Raw genomic sequence first — 19,193 nt, 5'->3', positions numbered from 1 at the left:
CCGGCCGCCGGCGGCCCTCGTCGCGGTCGATCATCGATGCGGCCGATCTTGGATGCCTGTGCCCGCGCCCCCGGGCAAGGCCGGCACCGGCCCGTGGAGCGGTGCGGAGTGCCGAGGAGAGCGCGCCAGACACGAAAAACTGCCGGCGTGCCCCGCCCGCAACGCGCGCGAGGCCACCCTCCCCTCGCCGGACTCCCCTCACATGGCGATGACCTGCCGGATCGCCTCGCCGCGGTCGAGCCGGTCGAAGCCCTCGTTGATCTGGTCGAGGGTGAGGGTGCCGGTCATGAGCTTGTTCACCGGCAGGCGGCCCTGGCGGTACATCGCGATGTAGCGCGGGATGTCGCGGGCCGGGACGCAGGAGCCCATGTAGCTGCCGCGCACCACCCGCTCCTCGCCGACGAGGCCGACCGGCGGCAGGGTGAAGCTGTGGTTCGGGTTGGCGAGGCCGGCGGTCGCCGTGGTGCCGCCCCGGCGGGTGATCCGGTAGGCGGTGTCGAAGGCCTTCACCGAGCCGGCCATCTCCAGGGCGTAGTCGACGCCGCCATCGGTGGCGTCGCGGATCGCCGCGACCGCATCGGGATCGGAGGCCAGGAACGCGTCGGTGGCGCCGAGCTCGCGGGCGATCCGGAGCTTGTCTTCCGAGAGATCGACCGCGACGACGCGGCCCGCCCCGCTCGCCACCGCCCCGATCAGCGCCGAGAGGCCGACGCCGCCGAGGCCCACCACCGCGACGCTCTGGCCCATCTGCACCCGGCAGGTGTTCACCACCGCGCCGACGCCGGTCATCACCGCGCAGCCGAACAGCGCCGCCTCGACGAGGGGGATGTCGGGATCGATCCGCACGATCGAGCGGCGCGAGATCACCGCGTACTCGCCGAAGGCCGAGACGCCGCTGTGGTGGCTCACCTCCACCCCGTCGCAGCGGATGCGACGCGCGCCCGACAACAGCGTGCCGCGGCCGTTGGCGGCGTTGCCGGGCTCGCACAGGGCCCCGCGTCCCTCGCGGCAGGGCGCGCAGCCGCCGCAGGTCGGAACGAACGACATCACGACGTGGTCGCCGCGCTCGAGGTCGGTGACGCCGGGACCGAGCTCCTCGACGATGCCCGACGCCTCGTGGCCGAGCGCCACCGGCACCGGCCGGATCCGGTCGCCGTTGATGACCGAGAGGTCGGAATGGCACAGGCCCGCGCCCGCGATCTTGACCAGCACCTCGTCGGGCCCGGGCGGATCGAGCTCGATCGTCTCGATGGTGAGCGGCCGGGTCTCGGCATAGGGCCGCGCCACGGGGGCGTGGTGCAGCACGGCGGCGCGAACGCGTAAGGGCACGATTCATCCTCCCGGCGGGGCGCGTCTTGGTGCGGGCCCCGGCGGGATCAGGCTGGCAGCGGCTCCCCTGCCGGTCAACCGGCCGCGGCGCATGCCAGGACGGGGGCCGGCACCGGCTGCGGACGGCTCACGCCGCGTCGTGCGCGCCGGCCTGCCAGAACGGGCGCCGGGCTTCCGCCACGGCCTCCGGGCGGCTCAGCCCGACATCGGCCAGGGTCTCGTCGGTCATGAAGGGCAGGTCGCGGGAGAGGGTGCGGCGGGCCGACCAGCGGCGGAACCAGCCCCGCAGGATCGCCACGCCGGCCAAACGCGGTTCGTGCGCACGGCTCACGGTCAGCGTCCGCGGAGCGCCGGCGACGCGGTGCATCGGGAACGGGATGACGGTGGTGGCCACGGCGGATCTCCTTCTGTCTCGCTTCCCATGCCTACCCGGGCACCACGGCGGCGTATATTGAGTTCTTCCGCGCGCTTCGTGCGCAGAACTCACGGATGGGACCGATGCGCCAGCTGCCGCCCCTCTCCGCCTTGCGCGCCTTCGAGGCCGCAGCGCGCCTCGGCTCGGTCACGAAGGCGGCGGACGAGCTCGGGCGCACCCACGGGGCGGTGTCGCGCCAGGTGCGGGCGCTGCAGGAGCAGGCCGGCACCGCCCTGTTCGAGAAGGCCGGGACCGGCCTGCGGCTGACGCCGGCCGGCGAGGCGTTTCGCGGCGTGGTGGCGGGCGTGCTCGACGAGCTGGAGCGGGGCTACCAGCGTCTGCGCGATGCCGGGGGCAGGCCTACCGTCCACCTCGCCTGCGGGGCGACCTTCGCGATGCGCTGGCTCGTACCGCGCCTGTCGGGATTTTACCGCGAGCGACCGACGGTGGAGGTCCGGCTCTCGATGACCTCGGCGCGGGCGCCGCGGGACGACGGCGCCGACCTGATGCTGAGCTGGGACCGGCTCGCCCGGCCGATTCGCGACGAGGCCCGGGCGATCCGGCTCGGTGACGTGGCCTTCGGCATCGTCTGCGCCCCGGCCTATCCGGTCCGGGCGGAGGACGGGCGGCTCTTCGCCGAGACCCGGATCCGGCACGAGCATACGCCGCATTCCTGGCCGGCCTGGGAGGCGGCGACCGGCCGCGCGCTCGCAGCGGCACGGGACATCGCCTTCCCGCATAACGGGCTGTGCATCGAGGCGGCGCTCTCGGGCCTCGGCGTCGCCCTGGTGGAACAGATGCTGGTGCGCGACGACCTCGCGGCCGGCCGCCTCGTCGCGCCCGCGGGCTTCCACCGGTTCGAGAGCGGCTTCGCGGCCCTGCCGGCGCCCGACCGTCCGCTCTCGCCGGAGGCCGCGGCCTTCATCGAGTGGCTGCGCCGGATGCTGGCCGAGGAGGCGTGAGGCCGGCGCCGCACCGCCACAGGTTACCGAATCCTTTCATCGTCCTGGCGGTGCGTCCGTCACAGAGCCGATGATCGCCAGATCGCGGCGGTCGACACAGGCCGCAAGTATGCCGTTGCGTTGCGGGAAAGACACGCAGCAACAAGCCCTGGCTGAACATGGCTAATTTTGCATATTTTTTGAGCAGATGCACAACATTCGGTTTTGCCACGTTCCGGCCATACTGCCAGCTTGGCTGCAGTTGGCCCGGCCGTCACCGGCCCCAGATGGACTTGTCACCGTGGCAATGCGCTTCACCCTCAGCAGCCTGACCGTCGCCCTGCTGTCGACCGGCTCCGCCCTGGCCGCCGACCTGGCCGCCCCGGCCCCGGCCCCGGTGGCGGTTGTCGAACACTGCAAGGCGACCCTGTCGCTGCCGGCCTATGGCGGCGTGATCAAGCCGAACCCGAACCCGTCCTGCTTCACCCTCGGCGGCTTCGGCGACATCTATGTCGGCGGCGCGATCACCGGCTACGCCTATACCCAGACCAATCCCTTCCCGTTCTCGGCCGCCCCGCTGCCGAGCGACCGGGCGGCCCGGGTCGACTTCACCAACATCCAGGGCTGGATCCAGAAGGCCGACGGCCCGTTCCAGTTCTACGTCCAGGCCGGCGCCTACGCGATTCCGGCGCTCGGCTTCCTGAACTACAGCGCCCTCGACCAGACCGACCTGCTGTTCTCGCCGCTGCCGGTCGCCTTCGGCAAGTACGTCTTCAACGACAACTGGTCGATCCAGGGCGGCCGCATGCCGACCCTGATCGGCACCGAGGCGCCGTTCACCTTCCAGAACCTGAACATCTCGCGCGGCCTCCTGTTCAACCAGGAGAACATCATCAATCACGGCGTGCAGGTGAACTACAGCGACGGGCCGTGGTCAGCCTCGGTCGCCGGCACCGACGGGTTCTTCTCCGGCAACATCAGCTGGCTGACCGGCGCCATCACCTACAAGCTCGACGACAACAACACCTTCGGCATCAACGGCGGCCTCAACCTCGACCGCACCGACGTGCTGTCGCGCAGCCTGCGCTACTCCTACGCGACCCCGCTGTTCCAGCAGAACAGCGGCATCCTGTCGATCAACTACACGTACTCGAACGGGCCGTGGACGATCACGCCCTACTTCCAGTACACGAACGTCGCGCGCGACTTCAAGATCGGCATCGCCGAGGGCGCCTCGACCTATGGCGGCGCGGTTCTCGCCAGCTACGCCTTCAACGACAACTTCGCGCTCGCCGGCCGCGTCGAGTACATCGCCCAGACCGGCGACCGCTTCGCCGGCGGCACCAGCCTGCTCTACGGCGCGGGCAGCTCGGCCCTGTCCTTCACCATCACCCCGACCTTCACCTTCGACCGCTACTTCGTGCGCGGCGAGTACTCGCGGGTGCAGCTCTACGACATCAGCCGCGGCGACCTCGCCTTCGGCACGCTGGGTACCGGCTTCGGCCGCACCGGCAACCGCACCTCGCAGGACCGCTACATGATCGAGGGCGGCATCACCTTCTGATCGACGGCCTCGATCCGAGCTGCCTCCATCCGCGCCCGCCCGGGACCCTCCCGGGCGGGCGCTTCCGTTCGTGCGGAATTGGCGGCCGGGCGGCGAACCGCTACAGACCGGGGCAGCCGCCGCGGAGCCGCCCGATGAGCTTTCTGCCCGACGCCCCGACCCTGATCGCCTATCTGGCCGCCTGCCTGGTGCTGTTCGTCACCCCCGGGCCCGACATGAGCCTGACGCTCGCCCGCACCATCGGCTCGGGGCGCCGGGCCGGGATCGTGACGGTCCTGGGCACGAGCCTCGGCACCTTGCTCCACACGCTCGCCGCGGTGCTGGGCATCTCGGCCCTGATCGCCGCCTCGGCCACCGCCTTCACGGTGCTGAAGGTGGTCGGCGCGCTCTACCTCGCCTGGCTCGCCATCGACGCCCTGCGCCACGGTTCGGCGCTGACCGTGCGGCCCGAGACGGTGCGGGGCGGCCCGTGGCGCACCTTCTGCCTCGGCCTCGGGGTGAACCTCACCAATCCCAAGGTGGTGCTGTTCTTCCTGACCTTCCTGCCGCAATTCGTGCGGGCCGATGCCCCGAACCCGACCGGGCAGCTCGCCGTCCTGGGCCTCACCTTCGTCGGCCTGGCGCTGCCGCTGGGGATCCTGATGGTGCTCGCCGCCGCCCGGATCACCGGCGCGCTCCAGGCCCGGCCGCGGCTGATGCGGGGGATCGACTGGCTGTTCGCCGGACTGTTCGGGACCTTCGCGGCCCGCATCCTGCTCACGGTGCGCTGAGCGCTCACGCCCCGCCGGAGGAGGCGACGAGGCGCAGATGCGTCGGCGCCGGGCGCGTCGCGGCCCGGCAGACGCGGTCGCGGCCGGCGGCCTTGGCCTCGTAGAGCGCCGCATCCGCCGCCCGGTACAGCTCGGCCGGCGTGTCGGCGGCGGTCGACGGGGCGAGGCCAACGCTCACCGTCACCGCGCCGGCCGCGATGCCCGCCTGGCCCAGGGCGAGCGTCGCCACCTCGGCGCGCACGCCCTCCGCGACCCGGGCCGCGCCCTCCTCGTCGGTCTCCGGCAGGATCAGGGCGAACTCCTCGCCGCCGATCCGGCAGACGAGGTCGTGCGGCCGGTGGACGGCCGCCGACAGGCAGCGTGCCAGCCCGCGCAGGATCTCGTCGCCGACGGCGTGGCCGTGGCGGTCGTTGAAGCGCTTGAAGTGGTCGGCATCGACGATCAGCAGCGACAGGGGCCGGCCGGAGCGGGCCGCGCCCCGCCAGGCCTCGTCGAGCGCCGCGTCGAAGCGGCGACGGTTCGGCAGCCCGGTCAGCCCATCGGTGAGGGAGAGGCGGGCGAGCTCGGCCTCGACGGCGCCGCGGCGGCGCAGCTCGCGGCCGCACAGCAGCGCGAGCAGCACGGCGACGCAGAAGAGCGCGAGCAGGGTGCCGCCGATGGTCATGGCCTTGGCACGCCAGCCGGCCTCGATCTCCTCGGTGCCGATTCCGAGCACCAGGAAGAGCGGCAGGTCGCCGACCTGCCCGAAGGTGAACAACCGGTGCACGCCGTCGCGGGCCGCCCGGTCGGCGAAGCTGCCGCTTCGCTCGTGCAGCACGCGCTGGAAATTCGGCATGGTGGAGAGGTCGGTGCCGACATCCCGCACGGTGTAGGGCAGCCGCACGATGCGGATGCCGTCCTCGCGCACGAGGTTGATGCTGCCGTCGCGGCCCAGGCCGACCTTCTCGAGGATCTGCGTGAAGTGGGACAGCTTCAGCGTTGCGACGGCCACGCCGCCGAACGAGCCGTCCGGCTTCGAGATCCGCCGGCTGAACGCCACCGTGTAGGCACCCGACATCCGCGACAGGTAGGGTTCGCTGATGTAGAGCCCGGCATCCGGGCTGGTCTGGTGGACGCGGAAGTAGTCGCGGTCCTCGAAGGTGCCGCCGGCCCCCGACGGATAGCGCGAGTTCAGGATCCCGGTGCCGTGCTCGTCGAACAGCACCAGGATGCCGAGGCCGTCGGCGGTCACCACGCGGTCGAACAGCACCAGGCGCCGCAGCGCCTCCGGTGCCGCGGCGACGGAGGGGTTCTCGGCCTTGGCGATGAGCCCCTGCAGCGCCAGGTCGGTGATCTCGATGTTGCGGGCGATGTCGCGCTCGATCACCTGCAGCAGGCTGCGGGAGGTCTCCTCGGCCCGGGCCCACATCTCCCGCCGCATCTCGTACAGCATGAAGCCCGACACGACGAGCATGCCGAGGGGCGCCAGCAGGCCGAGCACGATGCTGACCCGGACGGCCTGGGAGCCGGCGAGGAGGCGGCGTGGCAGCGGCATGGTTCGGGAGCTCTCGGGTAGGCGGCCTGCGAGGTGCAACTTGGCACCCATACCTCTAAACAGGACTTTCACGGCCGTCCCGCGCAAACGGATTCTATCGTTCGGTTGCACGAACCTTCGGATAGATTCACCGGTGCGGTTACCGGTTCGGCAAGGAGCGGCGATCGTTTGTTGACACACCGAATATCGAGCCGGCCCGCAGGGCGGCCGGGGTCACCGCCGCGGGGCGGCCCAGAGCGTCGGCGCCCCACGCCCGGCGAAGCGCCCGGCGGCGAGCCAGTAGACGAGACCGGCGACGCCCCCGGCGCAGAACAGGATCGCGGTCACACGCCCCTCCCCGGCCCCGGCGGGCCCGGCCTGCCCGCGCATCAGCCAGGGCAGCAGCGCGGTGAGGAGGCCGGTGGCGCCGCCGTACCAGGCGAGCGAGCGGAACCGCAGCACCTCGCCCACGACGGCGTTGAGGGCCGGCGGCACCGCGACGAGGAGCAGGATCGCCCGGCCCAGATTGACCGCACCCTCGACCATGCCGGGATCGGGGGCGTAGCCCTCGGCGAGGTCGGAGAGCACGGCTTCGAGCCCCGACAGGCCGAGAGTGCCGAGGAGGTCGCGCAGGACCGGGTCGAGCACGACGCCGATCCCGAGGGCGAGACCGCCGCAGGCGATCGCCATCAGGAGCGCGGTCGCGACCGCGAGGAGGCGCCCGAGGGACATTCCTTCGGCCCGCTCAGTCGTCGTCGTGGGCGCCGGCATAGACGCCCTCGGCACCGATGCCCTCTTCCAGCATCATCCGGGCGCGGGCCCGCAGCTTCTCGGTCTCGCTCTTGAGCTGGCCGCAGGCCGCCAGGATGTCGCGGCCCCGCGGCGTGCGCACCGGCGAGGCGTAGCCGGCGTTGAACACGATCTCGGAAAAACGCTCGATCCGCTCCCAGTCCGAGCATTCGTACTTGGAACCGGGCCACGGATTGAACGGGATCAGGTTGATCTTGGCCGGGATGCCCTTGAGCAGGCGCACCAGTTCGCGGGCATCGGCGTCGGAATCGTTGACGCCCTTCAGCATCACGTACTCGAAGGTGATGCGGCGGGCATTCGACACGCCCGGATAGTCGCGGCAGGCCTGGAGCAGCTCGCGGATCGGATACTTGCGGTTGAGGGGCACCAGCTCGTTGCGCAACTCGTCGCGCACGGCGTGGAGCGAGATCGCCAGCATGGCGTTCGCCTCGAGGCCGAGCCGCTCGAATTGCGGCACCACCCCGGAGGTCGAGACGGTGATGCGCCGGCGCGAGAGGCCCAAGCCCTCGTGGTCGCTCATCACGCCGACCGCGTCGATGACGTTGTCGACGTTGTAGAGCGGCTCGCCCATGCCCATGAAGACGATGTTCGAGACGAAGCGCGACCCGTCGACCGGCACGAAGGCGCCCTTCGGCGGGGTCTTGCCGGGCCAGTCGCCGAGGCGGTCGCGGGCGACCACCAGCTGCGAGACGATCTCCTGGCACGACAGGTTGCGCACCAGGCGCTGCGTGCCGGTGTGGCAGAACGAGCAGGTGAGCGTGCAGCCGACCTGCGACGAGACGCAGAGCGTGCCGCGGTCGTTGGCCGGGATGTAGACGCACTCGATCTCGGCGCCGCGATTGTGGTCGTGCTTGCCGGTCGGCGGCATGCGGATCAGCCACTTGCGGGTACCGTCGCGCGACACCTGCTCGCTTACCACCTCGGGCCGGTCGAGGGTGTGGATGCCGGCGAGCTGACCTTTCAGCACCTTGCTGACGTTGGTCATCTCGTCGAAGGACGAGGCGCCCCGCACGTTGATCCAGTGCCAGAGCTGGCCGGCGCGCATGCGCTGCTCGCGCTCGGGCACGCCGATGGCGGCGAGACGGGCCTTCAGGGCCTCGCGGGTGAGGCCGACCAGCGAGGTCGGGCCGGTGGTCTCCAGCGCCTCGGGGCGGATCTCGGGCGTCTTCTCGATCGCGGGAGCCGGACCGGGATGGGCCTCACCGGGACCAGCGCCATTCCCGCGCCGGGCGGAGTCGAACGACGCCGTCGCCATGATACGTCAAACCTTCGGATGAAACGGAGTGAAGCGGGCATATAAGGGCAATCGGGCCGAAACGCGATGCCCCGCATGGAATCACGCCGCCCGCCCCGCGCCGAGGCGCGCGATCTCCCAGGGCGGCGCGATCTCCTCCCGGGTGGCGCAGAGGCCGGACCGCACCATGGCGCGTCCCGCCCCCCGCGCCGCCGTGAGGACGCAGAACGGCACCGCCATGAGGCTGCCCAGCGTCAGCGGCAGGCTCCAGACGAGCAGCACCGGCGAGACGGCGGCGAGCGCACCGCAGACGAGAACCCCGAACAGCGTGACGCCGCCGAGCGCGCGGATGGCCGCGCCCCAGCGCAGGCCCCGGGCATCGCGGTCCTGCGCGCTCCAGGCTCCGGCCCGGCCGAGCGCGAGCCCGATCATCGCGCCGGTGAGCCGCACCGACGAGGCGCCGAGCAGCAGGAACGAGGCCGCGACCTCGGCCAGCGCCCCGGCGAGGAACCGCATCCCCCCGCCATGGGCCGACCGAGCCTCGCGGTCGGCCAGCACGGCGGCGTAGCCGGCGAGCTTCGGGGCAAGCGAGAGGAGGAGCCAGAGGAGGTAGAGGGCGGCGGCCCCCGCCGCCGGGCCGTCCTGGGTCGCGGCGCGAAGCGGCAGGAGCAGGAGGGCCAGGGTCAGGGCCGGCGGATTGAGGAACATCAGGACCGCCCAGACGAGCTGGAACCGGCTCATCGGCTCGAGACCCGGCAGTGGCGGCAGGCGGAGATATTGCAGGTTGCCGCGGCACCAGCGGACGTCGCGGGCGAGGTGGTCGAGGAGCGTCGGCGGATTGTCCTCGAAGCTGCCCTCCTCGATCGGCAGAACCCGGACCTCGTAGCCGGCCCGGCGCATCAGCACCGCTTCGACCTGGTCGTGCGACAGCACCGCGCCGCCGCCGCGCAAGGGGGGCAGCCGGCACTGCGCCGCGAAGGGGGCGATGCGCACGAGCGCGTTGTGGCCCCAGAACGGGCCGCATTCCGCCCCCCACCAGGCGGCGCCCAGCGTGTAGGGCAGCATGCCGTGGCGCATGCCGAACTGGAACAGCCGCGCGAAGGCGCTCGCGGCGGGGGCGCCGACCGCGAGGCTCTGGAGGATGCCGAGGCGCGGATGGGCCTGCATGATCCGCACGAGGCGCAGGATCGCCGGGCCGGTCATCAGGCTGTCGGCATCGAGGGGCAGCATCAGGTCGGCGTCGCTGCGGACGCAGAATTCCTGCAAGTTGCCGGCCTTGTAGCCCTCGTTGTCCGAGCGCCGCCGGTAGCGGATGCGGGCGGCCTCCGCCTCGGGCAGCCCGGCGCGCCACGCCGCGACCCAGTCTTCCTCGGCCTGCGCCACCACGGGCCGGTCGCTGTCGCTCAGCACATGGTAGAAGAAGGCCGCTCCATGGCCTGTGCGCTCCAGGCTCTCGCGCACCAGGGCGAGGCGGGCGAGCGCCCGGCCCGGATCCTCGTTGCGCAGGGTCATCACCACGGCGGTCGTCAGGTGGAGCGGCGCATCCCCCTCCCCGGCCGCGGCGTGCGGCGCGGCGGCGAGGAGGCCGGCGCGGCCGGCCCGCAGCAGCAGGAAGCCGATCGCGGCGTTCCACAGTCCGAGCACCGTCCAGGGCAGGGTCGCGAGGCCGCAGATCAGCAGCGCGAGGTCGAGACCGTCGAACCCGTCCTGCGCCAGCACCGCGGCCAGCGCGAGCGCGAAGCCGAGGCCGGTGACGAGAGTCAGCCCGAGCACCGCGAGGCGGCGGCGACGCAGGGTGATGCAGGCTTGCAGGCCCGTCGGCGTCGTGAGAGGAGCGCGGGCGGAACTCTCCGCGCGGGCGACCACCGAGGAGTCGGTTTGCGGCATCGTCAGGCATCCGAGGGCGACACGGCTCAGACCGTGCGGGCGCTCTGGTATAGCGCGGCCGGGCAAGCGGAGCTGCGACACGAGCGCCTGCCCCCGCCCGATCCCGACGAGGCCCGGGTGCGCACCCTGTGGACGGCGCTCAGCCGCGGCACCGAGCGCCTGGTCTTCGAGGGCCGGGTGCCGGCGGCAGTCGCCGGGCGGATGCGCGCCCCGGCGCAGGGCGGCGAGTTCCCGTTCCCGGTCAAGTACGGCTATTGCGCGGTCGGCGAGACCGAGGAGGGCGGACGCGTCTTCGCGCTCCAGCCGCACCAGGAGGGCTTCGTTGCCCCCCGGGCGACGCTCTGCCCGCTGCCTTCGGACCTGCCGCCGCGCCGCGCCGTGCTCGCCGCCAACATGGAGACGGCGCTGAACGCCGTGTGGGATTCCGGCGCCGGCCCGGGCGACCGGATCGCGGTGGTCGGCGGCGGCGTGGTCGGGCTCCTCGTCGCCCATCTCTGCGCCGGCCTGCCGGGAGCGGAGGTGCAGCTGATCGATCGCGATCCCGCCCGCGAGGCGACCGCGCACGCCTTGGGCCTCGCCTTCGCGCGGCCCAAGGCGGCCACGCCGGAGGCCGACATCGTGGTCCATGCCAGCGCCAGCGCGGCGGGGCTCGACCTCGCCCTGTCGCTCGCCGGCGACGAGGCGGCGGTGGTCGAGCTGAGCTGGTACGGCACCGAGCCGGTCGCGGCGCCGCTGGGCCTCGCCTTCCACGCCCGGCGCCTGCGCCTCGTCGGCAGCCAGGTCGGGGCGGTGGCGGCCTCGCGCCGGCCGCGCTGGACCCACCGGCGGCGGCTCCTCAAGGCCCTCGACCTGCTGCGCGATCCGCGCCTCGACGCCCTCCTCACCGAGGAGGTCGCCTTCGCCGATCTGCCCGCCGCCCTGCCCCGCCTGCTGAGCCCCGGCGCGCCGGGCCTGTGCACCGTGATCCGCTACTGAGGAACCCGCCCATGTACGCCGTCGAGGTCCGCGACCACGTGATGATCGCCCACAGCTTCCGGGGCGATCTGTTCGGGCCGGCGCAAGCCCTGCACGGAGCGACCTTCGTGGTCGACGTGGCGTTCTTCCGCGAGAGCCTGACACCGGACGGGGTGGTGGTCGATATCGGCCGGGCGAGCGAGGCGCTCAAAAGGATCCTGGCGCCGCTGAACTACCGCAACCTCGACGACGTGCCGGAATTTTCCGGCGAGAACACCACCACCGAGTTCCTGTGCGGCCACATCCACCGGGCGATGGCCGCCGCGACCCGGGCCGGCGATCTCGGCCCCGGCGGCGAGGGGGTGAGCCGCCTGCGCGTGACCCTGCACGAATCGCATCTGGCCCGGGCCTGGTTCGAGGCGCCGCTCGCCTGATGCGCCTGGTCCTCGCCGTCCCGGGCGACCTCGCGGCCCCGACCGGGGGCTACGCCTATGCCCGGCAGATCCTCCGGCACCTGCCGGCTCGAGGGGTCGCGGCCGAGTCGCTGGCGCTGCCGGACGGCTTCCCCGATCCGGGCGCCGACGACCTCGCCCGGACGCGGGCCGCCCTGGCGGGGGTGCCGGCGGAGGCCGCGCTCCTCGTCGACGGGCTGGCCTACGGTGCGCTGCCGCCGGAGCTGATCCGCGCCGCCGGGCGGCCGATGGCGGCGCTGGTCCATCATCCCCTCGGCTACGAGACCGGGCTGTCGCCGGAGCGCGCGGCCACCCTGGTGGCGGGCGAGCGGGCGGCCCTGGCGCTCGCAAGCCACGTCGTCGCGACGAGCCGCTACACCGCCCGGCTTCTCACGGCCGCGTTCGGCGTGGCGCCGGAGCGGATCACCGTGGCGGAGCCCGGGACCGCTCCGGCCGCCCGGGTGGCGCCGCGCCCGGGACCCCACCTCCGGCTCCTCGCCGTCGGCACCGTGAGCCCGCGCAAGGGCTACGACATCCTGGTGCGGGCGCTCGCGACGCTCGCCGATCTCGACTGGTCGCTCACCATCGCGGGCAGCCTCGACCGGGTGCCGGAGAGCGCCGCCGCCCTGCGCCGGCAGATCGCCGCGGCGGGCCTCGCCGGGCGGGTCGCGCTCGCCGGCGCGGTGACGCCGGACGCCCTCGGCGCCCTCTTTGCCGGCGCCGACATCGCGGTCTCGGCGTCCCTGTTCGAGGGCTACGGCATGGCGCTGACGGAGGCGCTCGCCCGGGGCCTGCCCCTCGTCGCCGCCACCGGGGGCGCCGCCGCCGAGACGGTGCCGGCGGGGGCCGGCCGCACGGTGCCGCCCGGGGACGCTCCCGCCCTCGCGGCGGCGTTGCGCGACCTCATCGCCGATCCCGCCCGGCGGGCCGAGGCCGCCGCCGCGTCCTGGGCGGCCGGGCAACGGCTGCCGGACTGGCCCGACACCGCGGCCTCGATCGCCGCAGCCCTGAGGATGTCATGAGCGGCTTCAGTCCCGACTGGCTCGCCCTGCGCGAGCCCGCCGACCACGCCGCCCGCGAACCGGGCCTCGTCGCCGCGCTCGGCCGGTCGCTGAGGGCGCCCGTGCGGGCGGTCGATCTCGGCTGCGGCACCGGCTCGAACCTGCGGGCTCTGGCGCCGCATCTCGGCCCGGCCCAGGACTGGGTGCTGGTCGATCACGATCCCGCGCTCCTCGCCGCCGCCCGCGCCCGGCTCGCGGCCTGGGCCGAGCGGGTGGAGGAGGCCGGCGACGGGCTGATCCTGGACCGGGGCGGCGCCCGGATCGCCGTGCGGTTCCGGGTCCTCGACCTCGCGGCGGGTCCGGAGGCGGCCCTTTCGGAGGCGCCTCGTCTCGTCACCGCGGCGGCGTTGTTCGACCTCGTGTCGGAGGCCTGGATCGCCGCCCTGGCGCGGGCGGTCGCGGCGGCGGGCGCCGTCTTCTACACCGCGCTCACCTATGACGGGCAGGAGCGCTGGACGCCGCCCCACCCGGCCGACGCCGCGATCCATGCCGCCTTCCTGGCCCACCAGGGCGGCGACAAGGGGTTCGGCCCCTCGACCGGCCCGGCCGCCACCGCAGCCCTGGCCCGGGCCTTCCGGAGCCACGGCTACGCGGTCGAGACCGCGAACAGCCCCTGGCGCCTCGGCCCGGACGAGGCCGACCTGCTGCATCAGCTCGCCGAGGGCACGGCCCGGGCGGCTGCGGAGACCGGGCGGGTCGCCCCGGACGAGGCCGAGGCGTGGCGCGAGGCCCGGCAGGCGCCCGGGACGGGGGCGGTGATCGGACACCGGGATTTGCTGGCGGTGCCGCCACCGGCCTGAGGAGCACCGGAGCGGACCGGGAGCGAGACCACCCATACGTCGTTCCGGTCGCTGTGGCGCGGCTCGGGAATGGCCGGAAGTTTGCGAATCCCTTCACGAGACGAGCCGAGTGGGGGTTTCCCCTCTCCCCGCGGGCCCAGCGGATTCACACAACGTTTCTGAAGCCCAACCCCTTGTGAAAGCGGGCGCTTTCCCCTTCCTCAAGCAATCCCGGACTGCCCGGTATCGCTGCAAGTTGTGTGGAGGGCTGTCCGGGAAAAATCCCCTTAAGGATCAAGCGCGGGATCCCCTCTCCCGTGTGGGAGAGGGGTAGGGGCGATCGAAGATCGCACGAGGGTGCTACGGCTCTGAGTCGAACTCAAACCGTACCGCTGCGAGCACGACGTTCACCGCTTCAAACTGAACCGTATCACCCTCACGCGCGATCTTTGATCGCCCGGCCCCTCTCCCAGTCGGGAGAGGGGGGACGCGCCCGATCGACATCCCGAAAGATCGCACCGACATCGCGTCACAGCGGCAGCACCCCGTCGCTCTTCACCTCCTCCATCACCGCGTAGGTGCGGGTGTTGTTGACGCCGGGCAGCGACAAGAGCCCCTCGCCGAGGAAGCGGCGATAGGCCGGCATGTCGGCGACCCGGGCCTTGACCAGGTAGTCGAACCCGCCGCCGACCATGTGGCATTCCAGGACCTCCGGCGCGCGGCGCACCGCGGCGGCGAAGCGCGCGAAGGCGTCGGGCGTGGTCTTGTCGAGGGAGACCTCGACGAAGACGAGCAGGCTCAGGCCGAGGCGCTGCGGGTCGAGCCGCGCGCCGAAACCCGTGATCACCCCGTCCTTCTGCAGCCGGCGCAGCCGCTCGCCGGTGGCGGTGGGCGAGAGCCCGACCCGCTCGGCGAGCTCGACGTTCGGGATGCGCCCCTCGCGCTGGAGGATTTTCAGGATCTGCCGATCGACCCGGTCGAGCCCGTCCGTCATTTTCTCTGTCACAACCCGGTTTCACCGCCGATCATGCGGCGAACGAGCGATACCCGCCATCGAAGCGCGGTGGAAGGGCGACTACGCTGCAGATCGTTCAGCCGCCCCGCCCGGACCCGCCCCGATGCCCGCCCCTCTCCCGGTCTTCCACGCCCCCTACGCCGCCGACGACGCCGCCCTCGCCCGCCTGTTCCTGGAGCGGGGGACGCTGCCCCCGGAGCGCGAGGCGAAGGTCGATGCACTCGCCCGCGATCTCATCGGGGCGATCCGGCAGGAGAGCGGGGGTCTCGGCGGCGTCGAGGCGATGCTGCGCGAATACTCGCTCTCGACCAAGGAGGGGCTGGCCCTGATGGTGCTGGCCGAGGCCCTGCTGCGGGTGCCGGACGCCGCCACCGCCGACCGGCTGATCGAGGACAAGCTGCGCTTCGGCGGGTTCGAGCAGCACGCCACCCGCTCGGAGGCCCTGCTGGTGCGCTCCTCCGCCTGGGCGCTCGGCCTCTCGGCCCGGATCATCCAGCCCGGCGACACGCCAGAGGGCATCCTGGCCGGCCTCGCCAAGCGCCTGGGGCTTCCGGCCGTGCGCCAGGCCGCCCGCCAGGCGATGCGGGTGATGGGCGGGCATTTCGTCCTCGGCGAGACGATCGAGGCGGCGCTCAAGCGCTCGGCGAGCGGACAGGGCCGGCTCTACCGCTACTCCTTCGACATGCTCGGCGAGGGCGCCCGCACCGCCGAGGATGCCCGGGCCTACAAGGAGTCCTACGCCGCCGCCATCGAGGCGATCGGGCGGGCCGCCGGCAACCGGGCGCTGCCCGACCGGCCGGGCATCTCGGTCAAGCTCTCGGCGCTCCATCCGCGCTACGAGGCGGTGGGCCGCGACCGGGTGATGGCGGAACTGGTGCCGGTCCTCCTCGACCTCGCCAAGGCGGCCAAGAGCTACGACCTCAACTTCACGGTCGATGCCGAGGAGGCCGACCGGCTCGAACTTTCCCTCGACGTGATCGCGGCGGTCCTGGGCGATGCCTCGCTCGCCGGCTGGGACGGGTTCGGCCTCGCGGTCCAGGCCTACCAGAAGCGCTGCCTGCAGGTGATCGACCACGTCGCCGACCTCGCCGCCCGCCTCGACCGGCGGCTGATGGTGCGGCTCGTCAAGGGCGCGTACTGGGACACCGAGGTGAAGCGGGCGCAGGAACGGGGCCTGCCCGACTACCCCGTCTTCACCCGCAAGAGCATGACGGATCTCAGCTACCTGGCGGCGGCCGAGCGGATGCTGGCCCATCGGCCGCGGCTCTTCCCACAATTCGCCACCCACAACGCGCTGACCGTCGCGGCCATCGTCGAGCGTGCGGGTCCGGAGGCCGGCACCTACGAGTTCCAGCGCCTGCACGGTATGGGCGAGGCGCTCTACGCCCGGCTGCTCGCCACCGTGCCGGGGGCGGCCTGCCGCACCTACGCGCCGGTCGGCGGTCACCGCGACCTGCTGGCCTACCTGGTGCGCCGCCTGCTCGAGAACGGCGCCAACTCGTCCTTCGTCTCGCAGGCCGCCGACCCGGCCGTGCCGGTCGAGACCCTGCTGCGCCGCCCGGCCGAGAGCGTCGGCAACCCGGACAGGGCCCGCCACGCGAAGCTGCGGCGCCCGGCCGCGCTGTTCGCGCCGGAGCGGGTCAACTCCGCCGGGTTCGAGCTCGGCGACCGGGCGAGCCTGGAGCGCCTGACGGATGCGGTCGCCGCCGCCCGTGGAACCGCCGAGGCGGCACCGGTGATCGACGGCGCGACGCAACCCGGCACGATGCGCGACGTGGTGAGCCCGAGCGATGCCCGCACGGTCGTCGGCCGCGTCGCCGAGGGCTCGCCCGAGACCGCGGCCGCCGCGATGCAGGCCGCCCGCAAGGGTGCGGCCGCCTGGGGCCGGGTCCCGGCCGAGCGGCGCGCCGCGGCCCTGGAGCGGGCCGCCGACGCGATGGAGGCCGCGACCGGCCGGCTGATCCACCTGCTCCAGGCCGAGGCCGGCAAGACCCTCGACGACGCCGTGGCAGAGCTGCGCGAGGCGGTGGATTTCTGCCGCTACTACGCCGCGCAGGGGCGCACGCTCTTCGGGGCGCCGCAGGCCCTGCCGGGCCCGACCGGCGAGAGCAACCGGCTGACCTTGCGCAGCCGCGGCGTGTTCGTGGCGATCTCGCCGTGGAATTTTCCGCTCGCGATCTTCGTCGGCCAGGTCGCGGCGGCCCTGATGGCCGGCAACGCCGTGGTGGCGAAACCCGCCGAGCAGACGCCGCTGGTGGCCGCGGAGGCCGTGCGCCTGCTGCACCGGGCCGGCATCGCGGCAAGCGCTCTCCACCTCGTGCCGGGCGACGGCGCGGTCGGGGCGGCGCTCGTGGCCCATCGCGACGCGGCCGGCGTGGTCTTCACCGGCTCGACCGAGGTCGCGCGCCACATCAACCGGACGCTCGCCGCCAAGGACGGGCCGATCGTGCCACTGATCGCCGAGACCGGCGGCATCAACGCGATGCTGGTCGACGCCACCGCGCTGCCCGAGCAGGTCGCCGACGACGTGGTGACCTCCGCCTTCCGCTCCGCCGGCCAGCGCTGCTCGGCGCTCCGCCTGCTGCTGGTGCAGGAGGACGTGGCCGACAAGGTGATCGGCATGGTGGCGGGCGCCGCGCGCGAATTGCGCCTCGGCGATCCGCGCGACCCCGCGACCCATGTCGGCCCGGTCATCGACGCGGAGGCCCGCGCCCGCCTCGACCGCCACGGCGCCGCGATGCGCCGCGCGGCCCGGGCCCATTACGTCGGCGAGGTGCCGGGCGAGGGCCATTTCGTGGCGCCGCAGATCTACGAGATCGCCGGTCCGGAGGCGCTGGCGGAGGAGGTGTTCGGGCCGATCCTGCACGTCGCCCGCTACAAGGCGGCCGATCTCGACCGGGTGCTCGATGCGATCGAGGCCAGCGGCTACGGCCTGACGCTCGGCGTGCATTCGCGCATCGACGCCACGGTGGAGCGGGTGGTGTCGCGGCTCTCCACCGGCAACGTCTACGTCAACCGCAACATGATCGGCGCGGTGGTCGGCGTGCAGCCCTTCGGCGGCCACGGCCTGTCGGGCACCGGCCCGAAGGCCGGCGGTCCGCATTATCTCTTGCGCTTCGCCACCGAGCAGACCGTGACGATCAACACCGCGGCGGCCGGCGGCGACGCGGCGCTGATCGCCATGGAGGGCTGAGCGCCGCGGGGGCTCAGCCGTAGCGCCGCGCCGCCTCGACGGTCAGCCCGAGGCCGACCGAGCCGAAGGTGTCGCCCTCGACCACCCGGGCCCCGGGCGCCGCCGCCAGGATCGCGGCGCGGACGGGGGCGAGGCGGGTCGAGCCGCCGGTCAGGAACAGGGCGTCGATGGCGGACGCCTCCACCCCGGCATCGCGCAGGCAGCGGGTGATGCAGGCGCCGATGCGCCGGGCGAGGTCGGCGGAGTGGCGCGCGAGGTCGGGGCGGCCGATCTCGGCGACGAGGCCGGGCTCGACCCAGCCGAGGGGCAGCGCGACCCGCTCGATCTCCGACAGGGCGATCTTGGCGTCCTCGATCTCCATCGCCAGGGTGTGGCCGCGCTCGGCCTCGATCACCGCGGCGAGGCGGTCGAGCAGGTCCGGCCGGGCGACGTCGCGGCGCAGCGAGCGCAGTTCGCGCAGGGTCTTGCCGTCGTAGAGCCGGTTGATCTGCGACCAGGTGGCGAGATCGTGGAAATAGGACGAGGGCACGTCGAGGCCCGGGCGCCGCATCGGGCTCCCGAGGCCCAGCAGCGGCATCACCTCGCCGACGCTGAGGGTGCGGTCGAAATCGGTGCCGCCGATCCGCACGCCGTCATTGGCCAGGATGTCGCCGGCCCGCTCCACCGCCCGGTGCCGCTCGGGGCTCAGGCGCACCACCGAGAAGTCCGAGGTGCCGCCGCCGATATCGGCGATCAGCGCCACCTCCTCCCGGTCGAGGCCGCGCTCGTAGTCGAGCGCCGCGGCGATCGGCTCGTACTGGAACGACACCTCGGTGAAGCCGACCTCCCGGGCGATGCCGGCGAGCGCGTCCTCGGCCCGGCGGTCGCCCTCCGGGTCGCCGTCGACGAAGTGGACCGGCCGGCCGTGCACCACTTGGCAGAGGGCCTCGCCGGCCTCGGCTTCCGCCCGCGCCTTCACGGCGGCGAGGTAGCGGGCGATCACCGCCCGGAACGACAGCCGGCGGCGGCCGACCAGGGTGGTCTCCTCCAGGAGCGAGGAGCCGAGCACCGACTTGAGGCTGCGCATCAGCCGTCCGGGCGTCCCTTCGACATAGGCCGTCATCGCGGCCCGGCCGATCGCCTCCTCGCCGGCGGGCGGGAAGAAGATCGCGCTCGGGATCGTGACCGCCTCGCCCTCCAGCCGCGCGAGCGCCAGCCCGTCGTTACCGGCGGAGCCGGGGGCGACGAGGCCGAGCGTGGTGTTCGAGGTGCCGAAATCGAGGCCGCAGGCCTTCAT

Annotated in this window: 16 protein-coding genes; 8 read left to right on the top strand and 8 right to left on the bottom strand. The window is 73.2% G+C overall.

Annotated features, from left to right (window positions below):
- Positions 1–198: 198 nt before the first annotated feature.
- Both miv_RS20230 and miv_RS20225 read right to left on the bottom strand, forming a co-directional pair.
- Entirely contained in the window at positions 199–1,329 is a 1,131-nt protein-coding gene (locus miv_RS20230; protein ID WP_207178514.1) for a zinc-dependent alcohol dehydrogenase family protein, read from the bottom strand.
- Between the two features lie 127 nt (positions 1,330–1,456).
- The gene (locus miv_RS20225) at positions 1,457–1,723 is read right to left on the bottom strand and encodes a DUF1127 domain-containing protein (protein WP_244748612.1); all 267 of its coding nucleotides are present in this window, start codon (positions 1,721–1,723) and stop codon (positions 1,457–1,459) included.
- 104 nt (positions 1,724–1,827) lie between these two features.
- On the opposite strand from miv_RS20225, the gene miv_RS20220 reads away from it, so the two are divergent.
- From miv_RS20220 to miv_RS20210, 3 genes are all read left to right on the top strand, one after another.
- Complete coding sequence (locus miv_RS20220) at positions 1,828–2,706, top strand: LysR substrate-binding domain-containing protein (RefSeq protein ID WP_207178512.1); 879 nt, start codon at positions 1,828–1,830, stop codon at positions 2,704–2,706.
- 280 nt (positions 2,707–2,986) lie between these two features.
- A complete protein-coding gene (locus miv_RS20215) occupies positions 2,987–4,249 on the top strand; it encodes a porin (protein WP_082171938.1) in 1,263 nt (420 codons plus the stop codon).
- 134 nt (positions 4,250–4,383) lie between these two features.
- Entirely contained in the window at positions 4,384–5,019 is a 636-nt protein-coding gene (locus miv_RS20210; RefSeq protein WP_048430113.1) for a LysE family translocator, read from the top strand.
- Between the two features lie 4 nt (positions 5,020–5,023).
- Here the strand turns inward: miv_RS20210 and miv_RS20205 are convergent, their stop codons facing one another.
- The 4 genes from miv_RS20205 to mdoH all read right to left on the bottom strand — a co-directional run bounded on the left by miv_RS20205 (position 5,024) and on the right by mdoH (position 10,463).
- Positions 5,024–6,553 (bottom strand): sensor domain-containing diguanylate cyclase, encoded by a 1,530-nt coding sequence (locus miv_RS20205; protein WP_207178510.1) that lies wholly within the window; start codon positions 6,551–6,553, stop codon positions 5,024–5,026.
- 213 nt (positions 6,554–6,766) lie between these two features.
- Positions 6,767–7,264, bottom strand: a complete 498-nt coding sequence (locus tag miv_RS20200; protein ID WP_048430111.1) for a hypothetical protein — start codon at positions 7,262–7,264, stop codon at positions 6,767–6,769.
- 13 nt (positions 7,265–7,277) lie between these two features.
- Positions 7,278–8,597 (bottom strand): dual-specificity RNA methyltransferase RlmN, encoded by a 1,320-nt coding sequence (gene rlmN / locus miv_RS20195; protein ID WP_207178508.1) that lies wholly within the window; start codon positions 8,595–8,597, stop codon positions 7,278–7,280.
- Between the two features lie 81 nt (positions 8,598–8,678).
- Positions 8,679–10,463 (bottom strand): glucans biosynthesis glucosyltransferase MdoH, encoded by a 1,785-nt coding sequence (gene mdoH, locus miv_RS20190; protein ID WP_207178506.1) that lies wholly within the window; start codon positions 10,461–10,463, stop codon positions 8,679–8,681.
- On the opposite strand from mdoH, the gene miv_RS20185 reads away from it, so the two are divergent.
- From miv_RS20185 to miv_RS20170, 4 genes are read left to right on the top strand one after another with little or no spacing between them, the layout of a single operon-like run.
- Positions 10,455–11,438 (top strand): zinc-dependent alcohol dehydrogenase, encoded by a 984-nt coding sequence (locus miv_RS20185; protein WP_244748611.1) that lies wholly within the window; start codon positions 10,455–10,457, stop codon positions 11,436–11,438. The two genes, mdoH and miv_RS20185, sit on opposite strands and share 9 nt — an antisense overlap.
- An 11-nt stretch (positions 11,439–11,449) precedes the next feature.
- A complete protein-coding gene (locus tag miv_RS20180) occupies positions 11,450–11,851 on the top strand; it encodes a 6-pyruvoyl trahydropterin synthase family protein (RefSeq protein ID WP_207178504.1) in 402 nt (133 codons plus the stop codon).
- Positions 11,851–12,891, top strand: coding sequence for a glycosyltransferase family 4 protein (locus miv_RS20175; protein ID WP_207178502.1), 1,041 nt, complete (start codon positions 11,851–11,853; stop codon positions 12,889–12,891). Before miv_RS20180 ends, miv_RS20175 begins: the two co-directional genes overlap by 1 nt.
- Positions 12,888–13,730 carry a methyltransferase gene (locus tag miv_RS20170; RefSeq protein ID WP_207178500.1) on the top strand — a complete coding sequence of 281 codons (843 nt, stop codon included), beginning with the start codon at positions 12,888–12,890 and terminating at the stop codon, positions 13,728–13,730. The genes miv_RS20175 and miv_RS20170 overlap by 4 nt, the downstream gene beginning before the upstream one ends.
- Before the next feature lie 508 nt (positions 13,731–14,238).
- On the opposite strand, the gene miv_RS20165 is transcribed toward miv_RS20170, so the two are convergent.
- Positions 14,239–14,703, bottom strand: coding sequence for an Lrp/AsnC ligand binding domain-containing protein (locus tag miv_RS20165; protein WP_060848166.1), 465 nt, complete (start codon positions 14,701–14,703; stop codon positions 14,239–14,241).
- A gap of 124 nt (positions 14,704–14,827) precedes the next feature.
- On the opposite strand from miv_RS20165, the gene putA reads away from it, so the two are divergent.
- The gene (putA, locus tag miv_RS20160; protein WP_207178498.1) at positions 14,828–17,917 is read left to right on the top strand and encodes a bifunctional proline dehydrogenase/L-glutamate gamma-semialdehyde dehydrogenase PutA; all 3,090 of its coding nucleotides are present in this window, start codon (positions 14,828–14,830) and stop codon (positions 17,915–17,917) included.
- Positions 17,918–17,930: 13 nt separating this feature from the next.
- Here the strand turns inward: putA and miv_RS20155 are convergent, their stop codons facing one another.
- Positions 17,931–19,193: an Hsp70 family protein gene (locus miv_RS20155; protein ID WP_207178496.1), complete on the bottom strand. Its 1,263-nt coding sequence runs from the start codon at positions 19,191–19,193 to the stop codon at positions 17,931–17,933.

The sequence above is a fragment of the Methylobacterium indicum genome, assembly GCF_017347565.1.
Classification (GTDB): Bacteria; Pseudomonadota; Alphaproteobacteria; order Rhizobiales; family Beijerinckiaceae; genus Methylobacterium; species Methylobacterium indicum.
Note: the sequence above shows the minus strand (reverse complement) of the source record. Positions and strands in the feature narration are given on the sequence as shown.